Raw genomic sequence first — 20,140 nt, 5'->3', positions numbered from 1 at the left:
GTTCAATCCTTAGGTTTCAATTTTTATAGGTATTTCAGGGCATTAATGACTTGAATTCCGTTATGATTAGGGGGATTAGGTAAATGATCAATCCACACAGAGGGATCGCCAAGTTCATTCTTTTTCTTTATTAAAAGTTGAATGTTTTGTCTCCCAGCTTCCTGACAAGCAATTTCTGATTCAGATTTAAAGAGATATTTTTGAGATTCAGGAAATTGTTGGTTAAGAGCAGAAAATATTGGATCTGTTTCTTTAGCGTCGGCACTCGTAGATCTAGTAAATTTAATTTCTGGTTTCCTGGTCGGATCTTTATCTTCAATCAAGAATTCATCGCCATTAGTTAACTGATCCGTTACCAGGTAATAGTACCACGGTTGTTTTTTGGCGTTAAAGGTGATTTTATAGTCACTCCCCTGATTCAAATCTTTAGACATGGAGGAGTTATTATAAATATCCACAATTCCAAAAATAGTTTGTACCCTGGGCACTTTTATGTAACACAATTGAGGAGGAATTATCTCTAAATTTGACACTCCAATTTTAGTATTCCTTTCATTACTAAACAGATAACTAACATTATCAACGGGTTTCCATTCAATATCTGTGAAATCTAGAAAATCTTGATTTTTGATTTTCAATATAAAAGTAAATCGCAAATCCTCAGCAAGCTCTACCCAGGGTTTATGTTCTGAATCTACTGGGGCAATGACCACTATTCCGTTAACTTTATTCTTAACAATCAGACGATGACCCCTAAGTACCCTACTACATTCAGGTGTTGGTTCAACACTTAAGTCCGGGCAGACTTTATCCCGATAATAGTCGTGAAGAATACTTAATTCAAAGAGTTGCTTATAAAGCATAATCTAGATGACCCTTGGGTTTGAGTTTGGCGGCGATACTAGATTCTTGAACTACTAACTTCCCTATCAGTTACATCAGAGCCAATTTCCACCGTATCCCCATCGGCAAAGACAACCATTCTGACTTTATAAATGACTGAAGGCATATAAGACATGCCTAAACCAGACCAAACCTCTCTTTGTTCAGTAAAAGGCAAATTAACCAGTTCGATGGTCAACTTTTGGATCTCAGCACTGAGGGTTGGAGAGTTACGACAATCAAATAACCGATGACTTTGAAAGTATTTGATAATTAGGGACAAAAACTCTAAAGATTGGCTGTAATTAGTAAAATTAGCAGCATAGAGAACGTATAAATTGAGGTAAAGATTAGGGTTGTTTTGCTGCTTCCCCCCTTGATTAGGCATCCGGTCATAGGCAGCACCAGAACGAAAGGTATAGTCTTCTTCTAAGTTAACTAATAAGGTAGTAATGGCATTCTCTTCTAAGGAAACTTCTTTCCCGTTGCGATCCTGAAGAAATAAGACCTCAAAAGCCTGACCTCCGGTTTTTACTCGGATGTAGCTGTTGAGTTGTTCCTTAAGAAACGAGAGAACATTATCCAACATAAGTAGTACCTATCCCGCCTAATAATTGGAGGATAATCTTGACCAGAAGACTTTGATACTCCCGTCGCTAAATCGAAGATTATAGCGAGGGATTCTTAAGAGTATAAAACCCTTAACGGCTGAACCAAACAGCCTCTAGACCCTCCGATAAAATCCTTGGGGTTACTTGTATGTTTATGATCAGCTTAATTCCATGCGACAGAGGCTTTTCAGCTTGTCTTTTAATGCATATATTGGAACCTGAGAAAACTCTGATTGCTTCGTGTCCCTTAATCGTTTAATTTTGGGATTGTGATCGATAGCAATCTTGCTAATCGTGTAATCTTATCCTAACAAAAATAGGCAAGATACGCTACAAATTCATTCTCCAATTCCCCTACCGCTAAGTCTTCGACTATAACGGGAGTACCCTTGGAGTTGAATGATGGAATAGGGAAATACCTTTTCTATACTTCTAACTGCCACCAAAATAACACTAACATGAAAAACAAAGAAAGAGAGCAAATCCCGAAAAATGAAATATATCGTAATATTTTTCGGGATTTTCAACAATGAAATATATCGTAATATTTTTAGGAATTTTCAACTCGGATTATTTTTCGTAAGCATTCAGCCGTCAGCCGTCAGCCGTCAGCCGTTGGCCAATGGCTGATAGCTGAATGCAAGGCAATTGCTGAATCAAGGGATGAATAGGAGTGGGGTGGGCATCCTGGCCGTCTGGGAATTGTAACGGGCAAGATGCCCATTCCACCAACATGCCCATTCCACCAACATGCCCATTCCACCAACATGCCCATTCCACCAACATGCCCATTCCACCAACATGCCCATTCCACCAACATGCCCGTTCCACCAACATGCCCGTTCCACCAACATGCCCGTTCCACCAACATGCCCGTTCCACCAACATGCCCGTTCCACCAACATGCCCATTCCACCAACATGCCCATTCCACCAACATGCCCGACAATCTAAGGAACAGGCAAGATGCCCGTTCCACCAACATGCCCATTCCACAAAACTCTTAAAATCATTCCATTATTAAGCAACGCCATCTCTATTGCCTGGTGGGCAGTTGGGTTTAGCCTAACGGGTATAGCCGTCCGCCCCCTTACTGCTTTTTAGGTGGGACTAATTTCTCTGAGGTTTCAATTAGGATTGGTATATATAGCGTTTGTATTTGAGTTGTGAATATAGGATTGATGGGAAAAGGGAGCAGGGAGGAGGGAGCAGGGACTGTAGGCCACGCGGGGCGCGTTCGGAGCAGTAGGAAAGAGCTTGGATGATTTTTTGGTGTTCTTAAAAATCAGCAAGATTGTTCATGACCTATTTATAAACCCTATATATAGGTATCCTAATTGAATTGTGAGAATTTGTGATGCCCTATTCCCTACTCCCTACTCCCTACTCCCTACTCCGTACTCCCTACTCCCTACTCCCTGTTCCCTTTGCTATAGATTACCAAATGTAAACTTTCCCGGATTGCTCAACATGACAACTATAACCACAGAAGGATTATACACCTTTGAAGAATACCTCAACTATGATGATGGTACCGACAACCGCTATGAATTGGTGGATGGGAGGTTAGAAATCATGAATCCACCAACCTTTAGGCATCTGCTGATTGCTAAGTTTATTGAACAAGTATTGGAAGCAGAAATTAATCGTTTGGGTTTGCCTTGGCTGTGTTTTAAAGAAGCTAGAATTCGGACAGGATGGCGCAAGTCACGGCTAAGTGATGTCTATGTGGTAACCAAAGATCAGGTAATGGCATTGCTAGATCACTCAGCAGTATGTGATACTCCTCCATTATTAGCAGTAGAGGTGGTGAGTCCTGATTCTGTTAAGCGAGATTATCGTTACAAACGTTCAGAGTATGCTGCCTTGGGAATCATTGAATATTGGATTGTTGACCCCCCGAAGAAAAAGGTTTCACTGCTGGTGTTAGAGGAAGGGTTATATCAGGAAACAGTGTTAACTGGAAATCAACGGTTAACATCACCTACGTTTCCTGAGCTGATGTTAACCGTTGAGCAAGTTTTGACTGCTGGTAATTTAAACTAAGTTGTTGTGCATTTAAAATGCACAACAGCAAGGCAGAAGGCAGAAGGCAGAAGGCAGAAGCGATGCATCGCTGTTCCCGACTCCCGACTCCCTACTCCCTACTCCCTACTCCCTACTCCCTACTCCTAGATTGCTATAATGATTGATAGATTTGATGTTCTCGGTTAATAAAAACATCAGCTAATATCTGATAAGCTTCTGTCCAAGCTGCTATCACTTCCTCTGTCGCCGCTTCATGCAACACATCCTTCATCGCTTGTAGTAGACTCTCTCCCACAATGGGATATTGTTCTGGTTTAACATGGGTTTTTACATGACGATGAGCAATCACCTCAACCATGGATTTTAAAGCCTCCATATTATCAATTTTGGTAGCATAACTATAGACTGCTGTCGCTAACTTAGCTGGTTGAGAACCATTGGCTTGAGCTGACATATCAAACTGTGCTTTTACCTCTGGATGGTTGTGAAACATGATTTCATACATCCGAGTAGTAATTTGCTTACCATTCTTTTTGAGCAGGGGAGCTGTGGACTTGATGATATCTATAGTTTCTTGGCTCACCTGATTCACCGGTTTGGGCTTTTCGGAGAGGGTTAGCAAAAATTTCAGATTCTCTTGGGCTTGTAACTTATGAGGTGCAAAAGCCGGTATAAAGATAAAGACTCCTGGTTCTAAGGTAATCTCTTTCTGGTCTAAGGTCAGAATTCCTTTCCCTTCAATTACCGTGATTGCGGCATTACGAGGTGAAGTATGCTCCTCAATTGCTGTACCTTTTGCCAAACACAATAGGGTGTATTGGCAATTGTTATCCTTGAGCAAAACTTTGCTAATCATCCCTGTATCTGGATAGTCAGCTAATTTTTGTAGGGGAGTGCTAAACGATGTGTTTGCTGTAGCGATCGCATTAACCATTATCCTTTCCTCATCTCAAATTTAGAAACTTCTAAGATTGGTAAATATCTCTGAACTCGTTGCTACTTTTACTGTGACAGAAAAAGTTAGCCCTGTCCTTGAGCTAGCTCATAAACGGAGTAATAGCAAAGGGAGTAGGGAGTAGGGAAAGGGAGGGAAGTGTGGGGAGATGGGGAGATGGGGAGATGGGGAGATGGGGAAATGGGGAGATGGGGAAATGGGGAGTCAGATGAGGATATGCATCAAGACCATTAGAAAAAAAGTATTTAAAGATACCAAATTAATCTCAAACTAATTCTTCCCTCTCCTCCCTCTCCCCACACTCTTGTGCTCTCCCCTCTCTCCCCACACTACCCCCTCTCCCCACACTCTTCTCCTTGTTCCCCTGTTCCCTGTTCCCTGTTCCCTGTTCCCTGTTCCCTGCTCCCTGTTCCCTGCTCCCTGCTCCCTGTTCCCTGTTCCCTGCTCCCTACCAAATTCAGAAATACTATAACTATCAAACACTGTCAAAGGACTGGTAGGCATGGTCTCAATAGAACAATTAGCTCAAGTCTGGGTGCTGAAAGACCTAGAAACCTCAGCGCTAGAGAATCTTCAGCCTTATACCAATGTACGGGCTTATTTTCGGGATGAGATTGTGATCTACGAGGGCGATCGCCTCCCCTGCCAACTCTATGCCTTAATCAAGGGAACCCTGCAAATTAAAAAAACCGGGACTAATGGTAAAGAAAGCCTTTTGCGCATCATCCCTGAGGGTGATATTTTTGCGGCTCCGGCAATTTTTGGTAATGGTATTGCACCCGCAACAGTTATTTGTCAGGTGGACTCCCTAGTGCTAACCATAGAACGAGAGGCGCTGTTAGAGACCATTCGCCATACCCCAGAAGTGGCGTTGCGAATCCTGGAAGTCTTTAACCAACGCCTGCAACAAATTCATAACACCGTACATGGACTAATTTCTGAAAGGGCAATTGTACGACTGGTGCGTCTGCTGCAATACTATGCAACTCGCTATGGAACTGAGTCTGTTGCTCAGGGAGACTCCTTAAATATCAACCTTCCTTACTATCAAATTGCTCGCAGTATAGGTATAACCTATGAAGAATGCGTGCGTTTGTTCAAAAAGATAAATGCCATCAATTCAGTGGTTACCTACAAGCGGGGAGGCAAAATTATTATCAATGACTGGCAGCAGTTAGATGCGATCGCCTTTGGCGCGGCTGAGGCCTTTGGCCACGCTGCGCGAACGCCGATCGCGGACAACGAAGGATGAAAAGACTAGGGAGTCGGGAGTCGGGAGTCGGGAATCGGGAAAAAATCCTGTGTACCTCGTTTGTACCTCGTTACTATGAGAAACGTGCTGATTGCAGGAATTGATATAGCTTCCATCGCCTGGGATAACCAGGTCTTAACCGTAAAGTCAGCGTAGGATGACTCAATCCCTGAACGTTTTATTAATTATGAATCTTTCTGCTCAGTTTGTGACTCCTCAGGGTCTGATGTCGGATTATTCATCTCGTCTTTGAAGCCTCTGAGGGTTTTCCCTAGGGCGCTGCCGATTTCAGGAATTTTCTTCGGTCCAAAAATCACAACTGCCACAACGCCAATAATCATCACTTCGGGCCATCCTAAACCAAACATACCAATTTTCTCCAAACTCCTGTTAACTTTGAATTAACCTTGAACTGCTTGATAGCACTTAGCCCATCCTACTTCACGGCCAAGCAAAAAAATTCTCTAACAAATCTACTTTACGGTTTTACCAGGCGCACAATCAACCTAGGTCAATCTCGGTCGCCCACTCAAAGTATTGACACTCTCCGTCCTTCTAGGACGGGGATTCTTACTTCACAGAGCCGTCTTGCTCGACCAGGCCGGAGCCAGGAAAAGTAGAGGACAGTTCTCCATAAGCGTTCGGATCAATGATCCAGGTTCCTGTATGCCCTACAGTACCCAAGGCTCTTTTTAGAATATTGATAGCTGCATTATGGTCGCGATCCAACACACACCCGCACTTACAGGTATGGGTTCTAGTAGATAGCGATTTTTTGACAACTTCACCACAGTTTGAGCAATTTTGGCTAGTATAGGTAGGATTGACTGCTACAGTTTCTCTACCAAACTTTCGTCCAAAATACTCTAACCATTTTCTAAACTGATACCAACCTGCATCATTAATAGACTTGGAGAGACAGTGATTTTTGACCAAATTTCTCACCCTTAAATCTTCGTAAGCGACCACATCATTAGAGTGGATTACGCAACGCGCGAGTCTCTTCGCATGTTCTTCACGTTGCCTACTTATTTTAAGGTGCATCCTGCCTAATCTATTAACGGCTTTCTTACGGCTAGATGAGCCTTTATTTTTGCGAGAAACTCGGCGTTGATGAAACTTCAACCGCTTCTCGCCCTTGCGATAAAACCTTGGATTTGGCTCTGTGTTTCCCTTGGAATCGGTATAAAATTCTTTCAGTCCTACATCTAACCCAATGTTGGTATGTGATGGTTCTAGAGATTCTTTAACATCAGCTTTGACACAAAACTGGACATAGTAACCATCTGCTCGACGTACTAACCTAACTCGCTTGATCAGCTTTTGGTCGTAACGCCACAGTTCCCAGGTTCCCTTGAGTTTTAGTTTCCCAATTCCTTTTTTGTCTAAGAATTTTATTGATTTGGTATCAAGGGAAAGTTTCCAGCCTGATGTCTTGTATTCAACTGACCGGGAAAACTTTTTAAACTTGGGATAACCCTTTTTGCCAGGGACTTGTTTTTTACACTTATCGTAAAACCTAGAAATTGAACTATAGGCTCTTTCCACTGAAGTTTGACAGGCATGAGAGTTTAAGTCTTTAACAAAAGGATATTCAGCTCTGAGCCACGTGTTATAGCGATACAGGTCTTTTTGTCCTATCCCTTTATTGTCCATCCAGTAACGGATGCACTTATTTCGTACAAACTGACCAGTACGTATCGCCTCATCTATGGCGGCATATTGAGTTTTATTCCCTTTGACCTTAAATTCTAATACTATCATCTTGACGTGGGACAACTCTAGGTAACATTGTAGCACAAAAAGAAAAAGCCGTCCGTTGTTCGCGCAGCGTGGCCTACGGCCAAGTTACCGTAAGATAGTGGAGTCTTTATGGTTGGCAGGCTATGCGTAAAAGGGTTAAAACTTATTGATTAAGACTCCACAATAAACAGGTTTCGTCTCCTAGAAGGACGGGGCTTGAGACCCAAATTTTTGGTCATTTTCGGGCGGGCAGGATGCCCACCCCACTCACCTTCATCCGAAGATTCAGCAATGCCCCGCTAGTCCATGCTACTAGCAAGGAATTTTATGCGATCGCAAACAAAATCCTTTATCCAATCCCAGCAGTAACAAAGTTTTGTGTAGCGTTACAGGATTGACCATGGCAAGCTGATATCCTAAGCTTATCCGAAGTCCATACTAGGATATCTTGCTGCAATTGATGGTGACCGATAAGGTGAGAAGATAGAGGTCGAAGGATGAAGGAGGAAAGATAAAGTATAAAAATATACCATTTGCAAAGGTTACAATCAATGCAATGGTTGATACTTCAAGTCTTGCATGCCTTTTGTCTTTTGCCTACCCCTCTTGTTAAGGGGGATAATGGGGGGAGAACCCATCCAACCCTTTTGTCTGCAAGCCTGTTGCCTCCATTTTACCCATAGCCTTTAAGTGTTAAGGAATGTCAACCACTTCCACGCCATCCCTAAGAACCCAACAAAACCCTCTGTGCGCTAAGCTGGCAGACTGTATAGAGTCGAACTGGCGGCGCTACTTCGACCTTTCTCCTTATCATTTACCAGCCGAGTTAGGCTACGTGGAAGGACGGCTTGAGGGAGAGAAACTGACTATCGAAAACCGTTGCTATCAGACACGTCAGTTTCGGAAAATGCACCTGGAATTGGCAAAAATAGGTAAGATGTTGGACATTTTACACTGTGTAATGTTTCCTCGTCCAGAGTATGCTCTGCCCATGTTTGGCTGTGATGTGGTGGCAGCTAGAGGACAAATTAGTGCTGCGATCGCAGACCTTTCTCCACTCAACCCTAAACGTACCTTACCAGAAGCCTATCACTGTTCGTTACAGACCCTACCAAAACCTGAGTTTAAACAGCCCCGTGACTTACCACCTTGGGCAGACATTTTTTCAGAATTTTGCATTTTTGTGCGTCCCAATGGTCCAGAAGAAGAAGCACAGTTCCTGGCATGGGTGGATGATTTATTACAGATTCACTGTGCCCATGCTGCTAATGCCCTACCGGTCTCTAGAGAAAAGCAAGCAGAAATTATTGCTAGTCAACACTATTATTGCAGCAAGCAGCGGCAGAATGACAAAACCCGGCGGGTGCTTGAAAAAGCTTTTGGTGTTGAATGGGCAGAGAACTATATGACCTCGGTACTATTTGACTTGCCAGTATCTTGATACTTAATCAATCGTAAAGCTGATTAGTTTGCTGATTAGTTTAGGGATGGAGCAATGGATGATAGCGGTTCTCATATTAATGAGGTACACAGGATTTTTTTCCTGTTACCTGTTCCCTGTTACCTGTTCCCTGTTCCCTAAAATCCACAACTTGTATACCTCACCTATTTGAGAAATACTATAGTAAGGCACGATAATAATAAGTCGGCAAACTTTTTTAAGGGGATAGACTATGTTCACTAGACGTGACCTTCCCTCAGAGCAGGAACTGCTAAATTTCGCGAGACAGTACCCTGAGCTAGATATAGAATCAGTGTTTACTTGTCTGTCGTTCCTGAAAACTACCACTGAAATCTACGAAGCGATTGACACTCATATGGGTCGCTACGAGTTATCAATCGGTAAGTTTACTGTACTCATGCTATTACACAAAGCGGGTTCGTTAGGCTTGACTCCTTCCGAATGTGCTCAACAGGCTGGTGTTACTCGTGGGACGATCACAGGTCTGCTTGATGGTCTTGAACGTCAAGGGTTAGTTAAACGCCAGCCCCACCCAGATGACCGACGGATGCTGATGGTTAACCTGACTCCAAACGGTTGGCAGTTCTTGAAGCAAATGCTTCCCGAGCACTTTAATCGGGTGACAGGTTTGATGGCTAACCTGACTGGCGCAGAAAAGAAAACCTTCGTTAAACTTTTAGCAAAGTTGCGAGCGGGAACCCCTGCTATGCACTCAGCTGAATTTCAGCTGAGCCAGTAATGAGGGATTGCTCAAAAAATCTGTTAGCGGTGCTCATCTAGTATTTACTTTATGGTAAATTAAATAGTAAGGAGCCATATAATATGGCACACAAGAGATGGTTATGACTCATATAACCGACAAAGGTTGATTTAACCGGAGGAGTCATGGAGCCAAAAATTGGCATAAAAGATCAGGGATTCTCAAAGCCCCTAAGCCGTTGGGTGATTGTACTGGCTGGTGTTGGGATTCTGGCAACTGTGGTCGCTAGCGGATATAGTTTGGAAATGGTCCGTGAGCGCCCACCAGAACCAGTGCCATCCGCCAGTAAAACCCCAGCTATCCGAGCTGTCACGGCTCTAGGACGTTTCGAACCTGAGGGGGAAGTTATTCAATTAGCTGCTCCAACAACTTTTCAAGCACCAAGGGTGGCTCAGTTACTGGTTAAGGAAGGGGATAAAGTAGGTGCCAATCAATTGATTGCCATCATGGAAAATCGCGGACGCTTACAAGCGGATTTAGAACGGGCAAAAGCGGAGGTTAAAGTAAGCCGTGCGAACTTGGAGAAAGTCAAAGCCGGTGCTAAAAGCGGCACCATTGCTGCTCAGGAGGCTAAGATTAAACGACTAGAGGCAGAGTATCGGGGGCAGAAGGAGGCGCTACAAACTCGCATTGACCGTTTACAGACTCAGCTGCAAGAAACACAACAAGAGAAAGATGCCACAGTCAGGCGATTAGAGGCTCAGTTAAGGAATGTCCAAGCAGATTTTCAGCGCTATCAGCAGTTAGAACGAGACGGTGCGATCGCAATTTCCGAATTGGACAGCCGCCGCCTAAACGTAGAAACTGCCCAAGAGAGCGTGAGTGAAGCCATAGCCAACCGCACCCAAACTATAAGCACCCTCAGGGAACAACTCAAAGAAGCTATGGTCAACCGCAAGCAGACCCTAGCTGTAGTAGAAGCACAGATTAACGAAGCCAAAGCTACCCTAGAAGAGATTAAAGAAGTACGTCTTGTAGATATTAGACAGGCTGACGCAGAGCTAGAAATGGCTATGGCACAAGTCAAGCAAGCCGAAGCAGAATTAAAATTTGCTTACGTCCATTCTCCACTAGATAGTCAAGTTTTGAAAATTAACACTTATCCAGGAGAAACCGTAGATCAAGAAAAGGGAATTGTGGAACTAGGGCAAACTGACCAAATGATGGTTGTTGCTGAAGTCTACGAAAGTGATATTGGTAAAGTCAAGCTAGGACAGAAAGTAACAATTATTAGTGAAAGCAAGGCATTTGAGGGTAAACTCAATGGCAGTGTAGTTAGAATTGGGCAACAAATTGACAAACAGGATGTTCTTGACACTGATCCAGCCGCTGACGTAGATGCCAGAGTTGTTGAAGTAGATATTCGTCTAAATCCAGAAGACAGCAAGACCGTGACTGATTTAACTAACTCCCAAGTCATCGTAAAAATAGTTATTAGTAATTAGTCAATCGCTTTGCTCCAATTAAAAATTATCAATTCAAAATTCAAAACTAACCTATAAATTAATTCGTGGGCTTGTATCCGGTGGAAACACTTACAAAGTATAAGGTTATTCATTTTTAATTTTTAATTTTTAATTTTTAATTTTTAATTAAAAAATAGTAATTAACCAGTAAATATTAATCATGAAAATACCTTTAGCATGGTTACAATTGACCCATGAAAAAATGCGTTTGCTGGTGGCACTGGCAGGAATTGCTTTTGCCGATATTTTAATGTTTATGCAAATGGGTTTTAGGGATGCCCTGTTTGCCAGTAATGTGACACTACATAATAGCTTACAGGGTGACATTTTTTTGATTAGTCCCCAGTCCCAATCAATACTCGCTCTGAAAAGTTTTCCTAGTCGCAGGTTGTATCAAAGTATTGCATTTGATGGGGTCAAATCGATCCGTGGGATATATATGGACTATGGCCTCTGGAAAAATCCTCAAACCCGTGAAACTCGCAATGTACTTGTGATTGGGTTTAATCCTACTGACAACGTCTTCAATTTATCTGGAGTAACCAGCAATCTGGATACGATAAAAATGCCCGATGTAGTTTTGTTCGATGACAGCTCCAGACCTGAATATGGTCCTATTGCTGAAGAGTTTAATCAGGGCAAGGAGATAACCACTGAAGTCAAAGAACGTCGCATTCGAGTAGGAGGCTTATTCACCCTAGGGGCTTCCTTTGCAGCAGATGGAAATGTGATCACCAGTGATTTAAACTTTTTACGCCTTTTCCCTGATCGCCATAAAGGACTAATTGATATCGGTTTGATTAAATTAGAACCAGGGTTAGATGTGGAGATAGTTGTAGAGAATATGAGGCGCGAACTTTCTAAGGATGTTAGAGTTTTATCCAAGGAAGAGTTTGTTAATTGGGAGAAAGCTTACTGGCAAAGCAGTACATCAATAGGCTTTATTTTTACCCTCGGTAGCGCTATGGGATTTATCGTGGGTACAGTGATTGTTTATCAAATTCTATATACTGATGTCGCGGATCATTTGCCTGAGTATGCTACCCTTAAAGCCATGGGTTATAAAACCAGGTATCTATTGATAGTTGTTTTTCAAGAAGCTCTGATTCTGGCAATTTTAGGTTATTTTCCTGGATATGGACTGGCACTAGGGTTGTATAGTTTAACGAAAAATGCTACCAGTTTACCCATAGCCATGAGTCTAGCTAGGGCAGTGACAGTTTTGATTCTGACGATTATTATGTGTTGTATTTCCGGTGCGATCGCGATCGGGAAACTCCAAGCAGCCGATCCCGCTGATATTTTTTAAACTATTGCTAAAACTATAATCAATAACCAATAACTAGCTAGGAAGGAAAACTGTCATGGTGGACGAAGCAGTTGTATCCATTAAGCATCTTAATCATTACTTTGGTAAAGGTTTTCTACGGAAACAGGTTTTGTTTGATATTGACCTAGACATCCACCAAGGAGAAATTGTGTTGATGACTGGTCCTTCTGGATCGGGTAAGACGACATTACTAACCCTAATCGGAGGATTGCGATCGCCTCAATCTGGTAGTCTTAAAATCCTAGGACAGCAACTGCTGGGAGCCAATAAACGTAATTTGATAGCGGTGCGGCGTCATATTGGCTATATTTTCCAGGCTCATAACTTACTCAAGAGTTTAACAGCTCGCCAAAATGTGCAAATGTCAGCAGAACTACACCCAGAACTTTCTGTTAAAGATGCTATTACTAAATCAGTAGCTATATTGGAAGAAGTGGGCTTAGGTAAGTGGGTGAATTACTACCCAGATAAACTTTCTGGAGGACAAAAACAACGAGTCGCGATCGCTCGTGCTTTAGTGGGTAATCCCAAGATACTCTTAGCCGATGAACCAACAGCAGCACTAGACAGTAAATCCGGTCGTGAAGTGGTGGATTTAATGCAGCAGTTAGCTAAAGAACAGGGCTGTACAATTTTACTCGTTACTCACGACAATCGAATTCTCGATATTGCTGACCGGATTGTTAATATGGAAGATGGGCGTCTGAATGGTATCAAAGCAGTTAGATGAACTACCACCTGCTTGCTACGCAGAGCAGGTGGTTTCCAGCTTCACAGGGGATTGCCTTAGCTTGGGTTTACTTCCTCGCTTTGGTCTTACATCCCCTCCACTAGCAGAATCCCCCGTCCCAGAGGATTGTAATATCCTGATACCTTCTGCTCTAATGTTCTTGGCTGCATTCTCATCTCTATCATGGTGAGCGCCACAGTTAGGACATTTCCAAGCCCTGATATCTAATGGCATTTCACTCACTTGATAAAGGCAACTATAACATGTTTTAGAGCTAGGAAACCATTTGTCAATTTCCACTAGTACCTTGCCTTCCTTTTCTAATTTGTAAGACAAGAAATTGACAAACATCCCCCATCCGGCATCCAATATTGCTTTAGCTAGATTGTGGTTCCGAAGCATACCCTTAGTATTGAGGTTTTCAACTACGATGACTTGGTTATCGTCAACAAGCTTTCTTGATAGCTTATGTAAGTAGTCTTGACGGGTATTGCTAATACGTTCGTGAACCCTAGCAACTATTCTTCTGGCTTTGTTTCTGGTGTTACTACCTTTTTGTTTTCTAGATAATTTATTTTGCTTTCTGGCTAAATTTTTCTCGGATTTGTACAAGTGTCTAGGGTTAGCAAACTTGGAGGTTTTATTCCCATCATTAACTATGGCAAAATCTTTAACCCCTAAATCTACACCTGCTACTTTTCCCTCATGATTAGGTTGAGGATTATCCCCTTCTAACTCAGTCAAAATAGATGCAAAATATTTCCCAGATGGTGTCATGGAAATAGTAACAGTTTTGATTTCTCCTTCAATTGGACGTTTGTCAAACTTGGTTTTGATTACACCAACTTTCCCAGGAAATTTCAAATTACCATTAACTAGTTTTACCTTTTGGGGATATTGAATAGATTGTTTACGCTTCTTTGACTTAAATCTAGGGAACCTAGCCCTACCTTGAAAGAAGTTTTTATAAGCCGTGACCAGATTTAAGGTAGCAGCTTGTAACACCTGAGAATAACAGGTTTTTAGCCATTCTGTTTCCTCGGCTTTTTTAAGCTTTGGAAGCAGGGCATTGAGACTAGATTGCCTTACACTTTTCCCTGTGGATTTGTAGGTTTCAATGCAATGGTTTAGAGCATAATTCCACCACCACCGAGCGCAACCAAAGTGTTGAGCTAATATTTCTTTTTGTTCATCGCTCGGATAGATCCTGACTTTGATTGCGTAGTGTCTCATCTTTTGATCACCTCCTTGTTATTATTATATACAATTTGTTATAACTATATTCCGGGCAAAAATAAAATCCTGGTGTTCGCTCTCATCCCCCACCTGCTAGCGCGAGGAAGGGGAATTCCCGCTCACTCTGTTAAACTGGACTAACTTTAGCACGATGCAGCAACTTATCACCAATGCGGTAGCCAGTGTAACGTACCCTAACCCGATCACCTGGTTGAGCACTGCCTGACATGAGTTGGTGTTGTTGTGGATCGTAAGGAATTTCTTGCCCCACAGATGCGATCGCTTCCACACCCCATTTTTCTAACAACTGTTCCACTGGCTTTACCAGGGGCAATAATCTCACTGCTGGTAACTGCTCATTCTGTTGTGCCGCATAAGCAGCAGTGGGCCATTGCACTAGCCAGGATTCTAGCACTTGTAAACTAGATTGCTGAAACTCCTGCATTAAAGTCTGGCGCTGCTGTTCCAACTGCTGTTCTAGACGCTGGTACTCCTGCTTGAATGTTGAGTCTTCCTGCTGTAACGTAGAAACAGAATCTGGCAAAAACATAACCAGTAACTGATTAAGCGACACCTGCAACGCTTCAGCAAGTTTTAGCAGCGTTTTTAGCTGCATCTGCGAGACCTGACCTTTCCGCAAACGCCTCAGTTGCAACTCGGAAACATCAGCCCTGAGACTGAGTTGCCTAAAACTAGGAATATCCACTTTTGCCATAAGTTGTCGCAACTGTTCACTGTAATTGGGATAGGAAGACTCGGTCATTTCCAGGCTGACGTATCAAGGATAAAAGATGACAGGAGAAGATTCCGGAAATCTGATCAACTCCGGTAGAGTAATTATCATATCCCTGATTGTGATTATTGGTAAGTGCGATCAGCTAATGCGCTACGCGCACGCCTGGCCTTTGGCCACGCTGCTTGAGGTGCGAACAGCTATCAGCCGTGGCCAAAGGCCAAAGGCTGACAGCTGACAGCTGACAGCTGACAGCTGACAGCCAACTGCTGAATGCTTACCAAATTAGATATTTGCTCAAAGTGCATTGACCCAGAAATCAGCAGTTACAATCTCACCATTACGCTTAAATTGACCCCACACTTTATATGTGCCTGTTTCAGGAAATTGGGTAGCAAAACGTATCGGTTCAGTAGTTTTACCTGGAAGTGCGTGAGCATGAATGTAATCAGATGCTGTTATAGATTCTGATTGTTTAACAATTACTAAATGACCAGCTTCTCCCAAATAAGTTTGTAAATCATTCACCGGCTTATTATTAGCAGCATCTTTTAACTTAAAGCTAATCATAACTTCTTCATTCGCCTGAACTTTGGGTTTATCAAAACTCAGCTCAACCTTGGTATTGCCAAAGACTTTAGTATTTTTAATTTCTATATCACTTAGAGATGAAGTAGTGCCTGGTGCTTTTACTTTTACTACAGACACTCGCTCTGGGTTTCCGCTTGGTTTGTAATCGCTAAAAAGAGTATAATCACCAGGTTTAGGAAAATTAGCTTCAACTTCAAAGCGTCCATTTCCTTTGTAATCAGGATGAATATGATCGTAAAATTCAAGATCATCACTGACTACAATTAAATGCATTATTTTTTCTTGAAAAACCTCAAAATCAGGAACAGCATTTCCCTCAGAGTCTTGAATATCAATTACCAAACTATTTGGTTTATCTAAAGTAATTGTTGAAGGAGTCGTTAGTATAGCTTTAGTCTTTACTGATGGTTTATTTCCGTGACCATGGCTACCATGGTGATGACCATGCTCATTGTGATTATGGTGACCATGGTGTTTATCTCCCTCAACAGATGCATCTCCAGATTGCCCTAGTGTTGAACAACTTTGAGCCAGCAATAAAGTAGAACTAACTAGTAATGCGCTAACCAAACGATTCATTATGTATTTACCCACAATAGTTATTGTTTAAATGAAAAGCGACCGTTGATTTTTTTTCCGTTAATGTCAGTCTGAATAACTACTTTATATTCCCCAGTAGCTTTTCCTGGTAAAAAAGCGGCGTAATGTTTACCAGCCTGGTCATAACTGAAATCTAGATTCTTTTGCTCACCATTTGGTAACTGAATTTGAGCCTTAACTTTGGCATTAGATACACTTTTGTGTTCCTCGCCCTGTTGTAGAAAAAAGTCTAAGTGAATGCCCTGTTTTTCTACGATAGGCAACAATTCTAAATGATAAAGGCCAGATTCAATGATTTGACCACCTTGGGAGTAACCATCACCATGGCTGGAGGAATCAACCTTCTCAGTTTTGGTGACAGTTTCTGAAGAGGTAGTTTGAGTAGTCTCTTTTGTACTATTGCCACAGGAGGCTAAAAATATCAATCCCAAACTAGATAGAACAATTAAATTTGACTGCAACCACGAACCCATAGTTTTACTCCTTTCAAACTAATTTATTTTTTTGATAACCAGTAAAAAAGTTGATACTGACTAAGCTTACCGCTGACAGCTTACAGCTGACTACTTACCTATTGACCCACCACTGAACCACGTTTAAAGGATGAATTTAAGTCTTCAGGTGAAATACCAGAATTGATGGGTTTAGATATGAAAAAGCGACCAAACTGAGCATACAAAGCTGGTAATACCAATAAGGTTAAAGCTGTAGAAGTAAACAATCCTCCCAGCACAACTATTGCCAATGGCTGTAAAATTTCTTTCCCTGCCCCCGTGCCAATTACGAGAGGAACCATCCCTAAAGCTGAAGTCAACGCCGTCATTAAAATTGCCACTAATCGTTCCGTTGAACCTTCAATAATCACTTGACTCAAAGGCATTCCCTGAGCCAATTTATTGTTGTAATTATCTACCAGAAGTAAACCATTGCGGGTAGCAACACCAAAGAGAGTGATAAACCCTACCATGGAAGCAACAGAGACAATACCACCACCGAGGGCAACGGAAAAAATTCCCCCAGTTAATGCTAGAGGTAGATTGAGCATAATCATCACTGTTGCTGAAATTGACTTGACAGCAAAGTACATTAAAACAGCAATTACAATCAGTGCCAGAGTACCGAATACTAGTAAATTTTGGGATGCTCGTTGTTCTGATTCAAACTGTCCTCCATATTGGATAAAGTAGCCAGAAGGTAATTGTACTCTCTCCTTGACTGTGGCTTGAATCTCTTCAACTACACTACCTAAATCTCGATCAGCAACGTTAGCTGAAACCACAATCAGCCGAGAAACATTTTCGCGGTTGATGGTGTTTGGTCCCTTACCATAACTAATGTTAGCAACTTGGGCAAGAGGAATTTTAGTGCCCGTGGGAGTGTCAACTAGGAGGTTGCTAATGGTATTAAGATTATTGCGGTATTCGGCTTTCAACCACACTACTAAATCAAATAACTGTTGCTCTTCCAGTACCTGCGACACGACTTTACCATTGAGAGCAGTTTCAACAATTTCTGCCAGCTGACCAACACTAAGACCATAACGAGCAGCAGCAGCGCGGTCAAACTTAATTTGCACCTGTTTGATCGGAATTTGGGGTTCAAGAATTAGATCCACCACACCAGGAATATCTTGCATCCCATCTCGAACTTGAGCACCAATAGTTCGTAATTCGGAAAGTTCCGGACCAAAAATTTTTACTGCGATCGCACTCCTGACTCCTGAGAGGACTTCATCCATGCGGTGGGAAATAAAACCACCAATACTAGGAGCTACCCCTGGTAACTTGGCAAATTCCTCACGCAGTTTCTCAATGGTTGCTTTTCGGTCTTTCATCCCCTCATCTGAAATTTCCACATCCAAATGGCCGAGAGTAACACTACCAGCATCAGCATCACCGGGAGCACGCCCTGAACGTAACTGCACTGACTCAAACCGGGGGTCATCTTTGAGAGCTAGTTGCATGGCTGAACCAGCCCGATTCGTCATTTCCAGAGAGACACCGGGATAAAGAGTGAAAGCATTCACAAGCGATCGCTCCTGAAACTCTGGTAAAAAGACTCGTCCTAGAGAGGTAAAAATAATTATAGAAGCGACAAACCCGGCTACTGCTGTTAGCAAAACTAGACTGGGAGCATGAAGAGAAAACCGAATTAATGGCTGATATAGTTTTTTAGAAAAGCGCGCTACCCAAGTTTCTTCTTCCGGTAACTGTACAGTAGCAAGCAAGAAAGCACACAAAGCTGGACTCAGGGTCAGGGCTACAAATGTAGAGGCAAAAATTGATACGAGATAGGCTACTCCCATCGGTGCAAAGATACGACCTTCAACACCAGTAAGGGTGAAAATTGGTGCGAAGACTACAGCGATAATTACTGTAGAAAACAGCACACTCACTCGCACTTCCACTGAAGTGTTATAAACCACCTGTAATGGGTTGAGGGGATTTCCTGCTTGCTGATTTTTCCGTAATCCCCGATAGCAATTTTCCATGTCCACAATCGAGTCATCCACCACTGACCCAATTGCTACAGCTAGTCCTCCCAGAGTCATGGTATTAATTCCCAAACCAAAGAGATTGAGTAGCATCATCCCAATCAACAAAGACAGAGGAATGGCGCTGAGGGTAATAATGGCAGTGCGCCAGTTCATCAAGAACAGAAACAGAATAATAGAAACAATGATGATGCCATCGCGCAAAGCATTCCTGACATTTTTAATTGAGGCATCAATAAAATCGGATTGGCGAAAGGTAACAGTAACCTTGACATTCTCCGGCAAACCCTCTTTAATTTCCTCCATGGCTGCTTCTACGGCTTTAGTAACAGTAGGAGTATCAGCCAGGGGCTGTTTGTTAACTAGCACCACAATCGCTTTTTTTCCATCCAAGCTACCATCACCCCGCTTCAATGCAGCACCAATTCGGACATCGGCGATATCAGAAAGCAGCAATGGTGTGCCATTACGTGCCACTACCACCGATTGTTCTAAATCCTCTATTGACTCAACTCGTCCAATGCCTCGAATTAATAGTTCCTTGTCTGGACTAATCAGAAAGCCACCCGCTGCATTAGTATTTGCTGCTGCTGCTGCTTCGGTAACTTCTGCTAAGGAAACATCAAAAGCGGTTAACTTGGCAGGGTCAACCAGTACCTGATACTGACGTACATCTCCCCCATAGGCAATTACCTGAGTTACCCCCGCTACTGCCAATAATTGGTTGGTAATATCTCGGTCAACCAATCGACGCACAGCCATTAGGTCAATTTCAGAGGGGACATCTCCTGTCTCTACATCTTCGTCAATGGTAAAAGCGTAGGAAAGAATGGTACCAATGGGCGAGGAAAGGGGAGAAATTTGCGGTGATTCTACTCCTTCTGGTAATCTGGCAGCAGCTTGTTGTAATCGTTCAGTTACTAACTGGCGAGCTTGATAGATATTAGTATCCCATTTGAAGATAACTTTTACTACAGAAATGCCCACTCCCGAAGAGGATCGTACTGTAGTCAATCCAGGAATGCCATTGATCGCACTTTCGACAGGCATTGTAACTAAAGATTCCACTTCTTCTGGAGCCAATCCCGGCGCTTCCGTTTGAATTTCAACTTGGGGAGGAGCAAAATTGGGAAATACATCTAAGGGCATTTGGGAAACAATGCCAAATCCCCAAACTGTGACGATGATAGCGCCAATTACAACTAGCCAGCGTCGAGCAATAGACCACTTCAGGATCGAGTTAAGCATTTTGGTCTTACCTACAGCCT

At 42.6% G+C, this 20,140-nt stretch carries 22 protein-coding genes; 10 read left to right on the top strand and 12 right to left on the bottom strand.

From position 1 onward, the window contains the following. Window positions 1-23: 23 nt before the first annotated feature. From LYNGBM3L_RS18185 to LYNGBM3L_RS18175, 3 genes are all read right to left on the bottom strand, one after another. Window positions 24-863 (bottom strand): hypothetical protein, encoded by an 840-nt coding sequence (locus LYNGBM3L_RS18185; protein WP_008186240.1) that lies wholly within the window; start codon window positions 861-863, stop codon window positions 24-26. A gap of 38 nt (window positions 864-901) precedes the next feature. Next, window positions 902-1,471: a Pvc16 family protein gene (locus LYNGBM3L_RS18180; protein ID WP_008186237.1), complete on the bottom strand. Its 570-nt coding sequence runs from the start codon at window positions 1,469-1,471 to the stop codon at window positions 902-904. A 616-nt stretch (window positions 1,472-2,087) separates the two neighbouring features. After that, window positions 2,088-2,483, bottom strand: a complete 396-nt coding sequence (locus LYNGBM3L_RS18175; RefSeq protein ID WP_008186236.1) for a hypothetical protein — start codon at window positions 2,481-2,483, stop codon at window positions 2,088-2,090. Between the two features lie 479 nt (window positions 2,484-2,962). On the opposite strand from LYNGBM3L_RS18175, the gene LYNGBM3L_RS18170 reads away from it, so the two are divergent. Both LYNGBM3L_RS18170 and LYNGBM3L_RS48780 read left to right on the top strand, forming a co-directional pair. Continuing rightward, the gene (locus tag LYNGBM3L_RS18170) at window positions 2,963-3,538 is read left to right on the top strand and encodes a Uma2 family endonuclease (protein ID WP_008186235.1); all 576 of its coding nucleotides are present in this window, start codon (window positions 2,963-2,965) and stop codon (window positions 3,536-3,538) included. A 17-nt stretch (window positions 3,539-3,555) separates the two neighbouring features. Next, the gene (locus LYNGBM3L_RS48780) at window positions 3,556-3,684 is read left to right on the top strand and encodes a hypothetical protein (protein WP_267872055.1); all 129 of its coding nucleotides are present in this window, start codon (window positions 3,556-3,558) and stop codon (window positions 3,682-3,684) included. Here LYNGBM3L_RS48780 and LYNGBM3L_RS49440 read toward each other — a convergent pair. Next, window positions 3,672-4,454, bottom strand: a complete 783-nt coding sequence (locus LYNGBM3L_RS49440; protein WP_008186234.1) for a globin domain-containing protein — start codon at window positions 4,452-4,454, stop codon at window positions 3,672-3,674. The two genes, LYNGBM3L_RS48780 and LYNGBM3L_RS49440, sit on opposite strands and share 13 nt — an antisense overlap. Before the next feature lie 169 nt (window positions 4,455-4,623). Here LYNGBM3L_RS49440 and LYNGBM3L_RS48775 point away from each other — a divergent pair, with 169 nt between their 5' ends. Next, window positions 4,624-4,749 carry a hypothetical protein gene (locus LYNGBM3L_RS48775; RefSeq protein WP_008186233.1) on the top strand — a complete coding sequence of 42 codons (126 nt, stop codon included), beginning with the start codon at window positions 4,624-4,626 and terminating at the stop codon, window positions 4,747-4,749. On the opposite strand, the gene LYNGBM3L_RS45885 is transcribed toward LYNGBM3L_RS48775, so the two are convergent. Next, a complete protein-coding gene (locus LYNGBM3L_RS45885) occupies window positions 4,746-4,979 on the bottom strand; it encodes a hypothetical protein (RefSeq protein ID WP_008186232.1) in 234 nt (77 codons plus the stop codon). The genes LYNGBM3L_RS48775 and LYNGBM3L_RS45885 overlap by 4 nt on opposite strands. Here LYNGBM3L_RS45885 and LYNGBM3L_RS18155 point away from each other — a divergent pair. Then, window positions 4,978-5,727 carry a Crp/Fnr family transcriptional regulator gene (locus tag LYNGBM3L_RS18155; RefSeq protein ID WP_008186231.1) on the top strand — a complete coding sequence of 250 codons (750 nt, stop codon included), beginning with the start codon at window positions 4,978-4,980 and terminating at the stop codon, window positions 5,725-5,727. The two genes, LYNGBM3L_RS45885 and LYNGBM3L_RS18155, sit on opposite strands and share 2 nt — an antisense overlap. Window positions 5,728-5,912: 185 nt before the next feature. On the opposite strand, the gene LYNGBM3L_RS18150 is transcribed toward LYNGBM3L_RS18155, so the two are convergent. Both LYNGBM3L_RS18150 and LYNGBM3L_RS18145 read right to left on the bottom strand, forming a co-directional pair. Beyond that, window positions 5,913-6,095, bottom strand: coding sequence for a Sec-independent protein translocase subunit TatA/TatB (locus LYNGBM3L_RS18150; protein WP_044493720.1), 183 nt, complete (start codon window positions 6,093-6,095; stop codon window positions 5,913-5,915). A gap of 202 nt (window positions 6,096-6,297) precedes the next feature. Further along, window positions 6,298-7,491, bottom strand: a complete 1,194-nt coding sequence (locus LYNGBM3L_RS18145) for an RNA-guided endonuclease InsQ/TnpB family protein (protein ID WP_008186229.1) — start codon at window positions 7,489-7,491, stop codon at window positions 6,298-6,300. 679 nt (window positions 7,492-8,170) lie between these two features. Here LYNGBM3L_RS18145 and LYNGBM3L_RS18140 point away from each other — a divergent pair. The 5 genes from LYNGBM3L_RS18140 (at window position 8,171) to LYNGBM3L_RS18120 (ending at window position 13,218) form a co-directional block, all read left to right on the top strand. Further along, complete coding sequence (locus tag LYNGBM3L_RS18140) at window positions 8,171-8,911, top strand: phycocyanobilin:ferredoxin oxidoreductase (RefSeq protein ID WP_008186228.1); 741 nt, start codon at window positions 8,171-8,173, stop codon at window positions 8,909-8,911. Window positions 8,912-9,143: 232 nt separating this feature from the next. Next, window positions 9,144-9,671, top strand: coding sequence for a MarR family winged helix-turn-helix transcriptional regulator (locus tag LYNGBM3L_RS18135; protein WP_008186227.1), 528 nt, complete (start codon window positions 9,144-9,146; stop codon window positions 9,669-9,671). 146 nt (window positions 9,672-9,817) lie between these two features. Further along, entirely contained in the window at window positions 9,818-11,137 is a 1,320-nt protein-coding gene (locus tag LYNGBM3L_RS18130; protein ID WP_008186226.1) for an ABC exporter membrane fusion protein, read from the top strand. Window positions 11,138-11,318: 181 nt separating this feature from the next. Then, complete coding sequence (gene devC / locus LYNGBM3L_RS18125; RefSeq protein WP_008186225.1) at window positions 11,319-12,467, top strand: ABC transporter permease DevC; 1,149 nt, start codon at window positions 11,319-11,321, stop codon at window positions 12,465-12,467. A 55-nt stretch (window positions 12,468-12,522) separates the two neighbouring features. Continuing rightward, entirely contained in the window at window positions 12,523-13,218 is a 696-nt protein-coding gene (locus LYNGBM3L_RS18120; protein WP_008186224.1) for a DevA family ABC transporter ATP-binding protein, read from the top strand. Window positions 13,219-13,233: 15 nt separating this feature from the next. On the opposite strand, the gene LYNGBM3L_RS18115 is transcribed toward LYNGBM3L_RS18120, so the two are convergent. Together LYNGBM3L_RS18115 and grpE are read right to left on the bottom strand one after the other, a co-directional pair. Beyond that, window positions 13,234-14,451: an RNA-guided endonuclease InsQ/TnpB family protein gene (locus tag LYNGBM3L_RS18115; RefSeq protein WP_008186223.1), complete on the bottom strand. Its 1,218-nt coding sequence runs from the start codon at window positions 14,449-14,451 to the stop codon at window positions 13,234-13,236. Between the two features lie 130 nt (window positions 14,452-14,581). Continuing rightward, complete coding sequence (gene grpE, locus LYNGBM3L_RS18110) at window positions 14,582-15,217, bottom strand: nucleotide exchange factor GrpE (protein ID WP_008186222.1); 636 nt, start codon at window positions 15,215-15,217, stop codon at window positions 14,582-14,584. Window positions 15,218-15,245: 28 nt separating this feature from the next. Here grpE and LYNGBM3L_RS41110 point away from each other — a divergent pair, with 28 nt between their 5' ends. Further along, window positions 15,246-15,425, top strand: a complete 180-nt coding sequence (locus LYNGBM3L_RS41110) for a hypothetical protein (RefSeq protein ID WP_008186221.1) — start codon at window positions 15,246-15,248, stop codon at window positions 15,423-15,425. A gap of 59 nt (window positions 15,426-15,484) precedes the next feature. Here the strand turns inward: LYNGBM3L_RS41110 and LYNGBM3L_RS18105 are convergent, their stop codons facing one another. The 3 genes from LYNGBM3L_RS18105 to LYNGBM3L_RS18095 all read right to left on the bottom strand — a co-directional run bounded on the left by LYNGBM3L_RS18105 (window position 15,485) and on the right by LYNGBM3L_RS18095 (window position 20,120). Beyond that, on the bottom strand, window positions 15,485-16,357 hold the full coding sequence (locus LYNGBM3L_RS18105; protein WP_008186219.1) for a DUF8832 domain-containing protein: 873 nt from the start codon (window positions 16,355-16,357) through the stop codon (window positions 15,485-15,487). 20 nt (window positions 16,358-16,377) lie between these two features. Beyond that, a complete protein-coding gene (locus LYNGBM3L_RS18100; protein WP_008186218.1) occupies window positions 16,378-16,851 on the bottom strand; it encodes a hypothetical protein in 474 nt (157 codons plus the stop codon). A gap of 98 nt (window positions 16,852-16,949) precedes the next feature. After that, window positions 16,950-20,120, bottom strand: coding sequence for a CusA/CzcA family heavy metal efflux RND transporter (locus LYNGBM3L_RS18095; protein ID WP_008186216.1), 3,171 nt, complete (start codon window positions 20,118-20,120; stop codon window positions 16,950-16,952). Window positions 20,121-20,140: the final 20 nt, after the last annotated feature.

Origin of the sequence: Moorena producens 3L, assembly GCF_000211815.1 — a bacterium.
Classification (GTDB): domain Bacteria; phylum Cyanobacteriota; class Cyanobacteriia; order Cyanobacteriales; family Coleofasciculaceae; genus Moorena; species Moorena producens.
The sequence above is the reverse complement of the archived record's forward strand: the minus strand, read 5'-3'. Positions and strand labels throughout refer to the sequence as shown.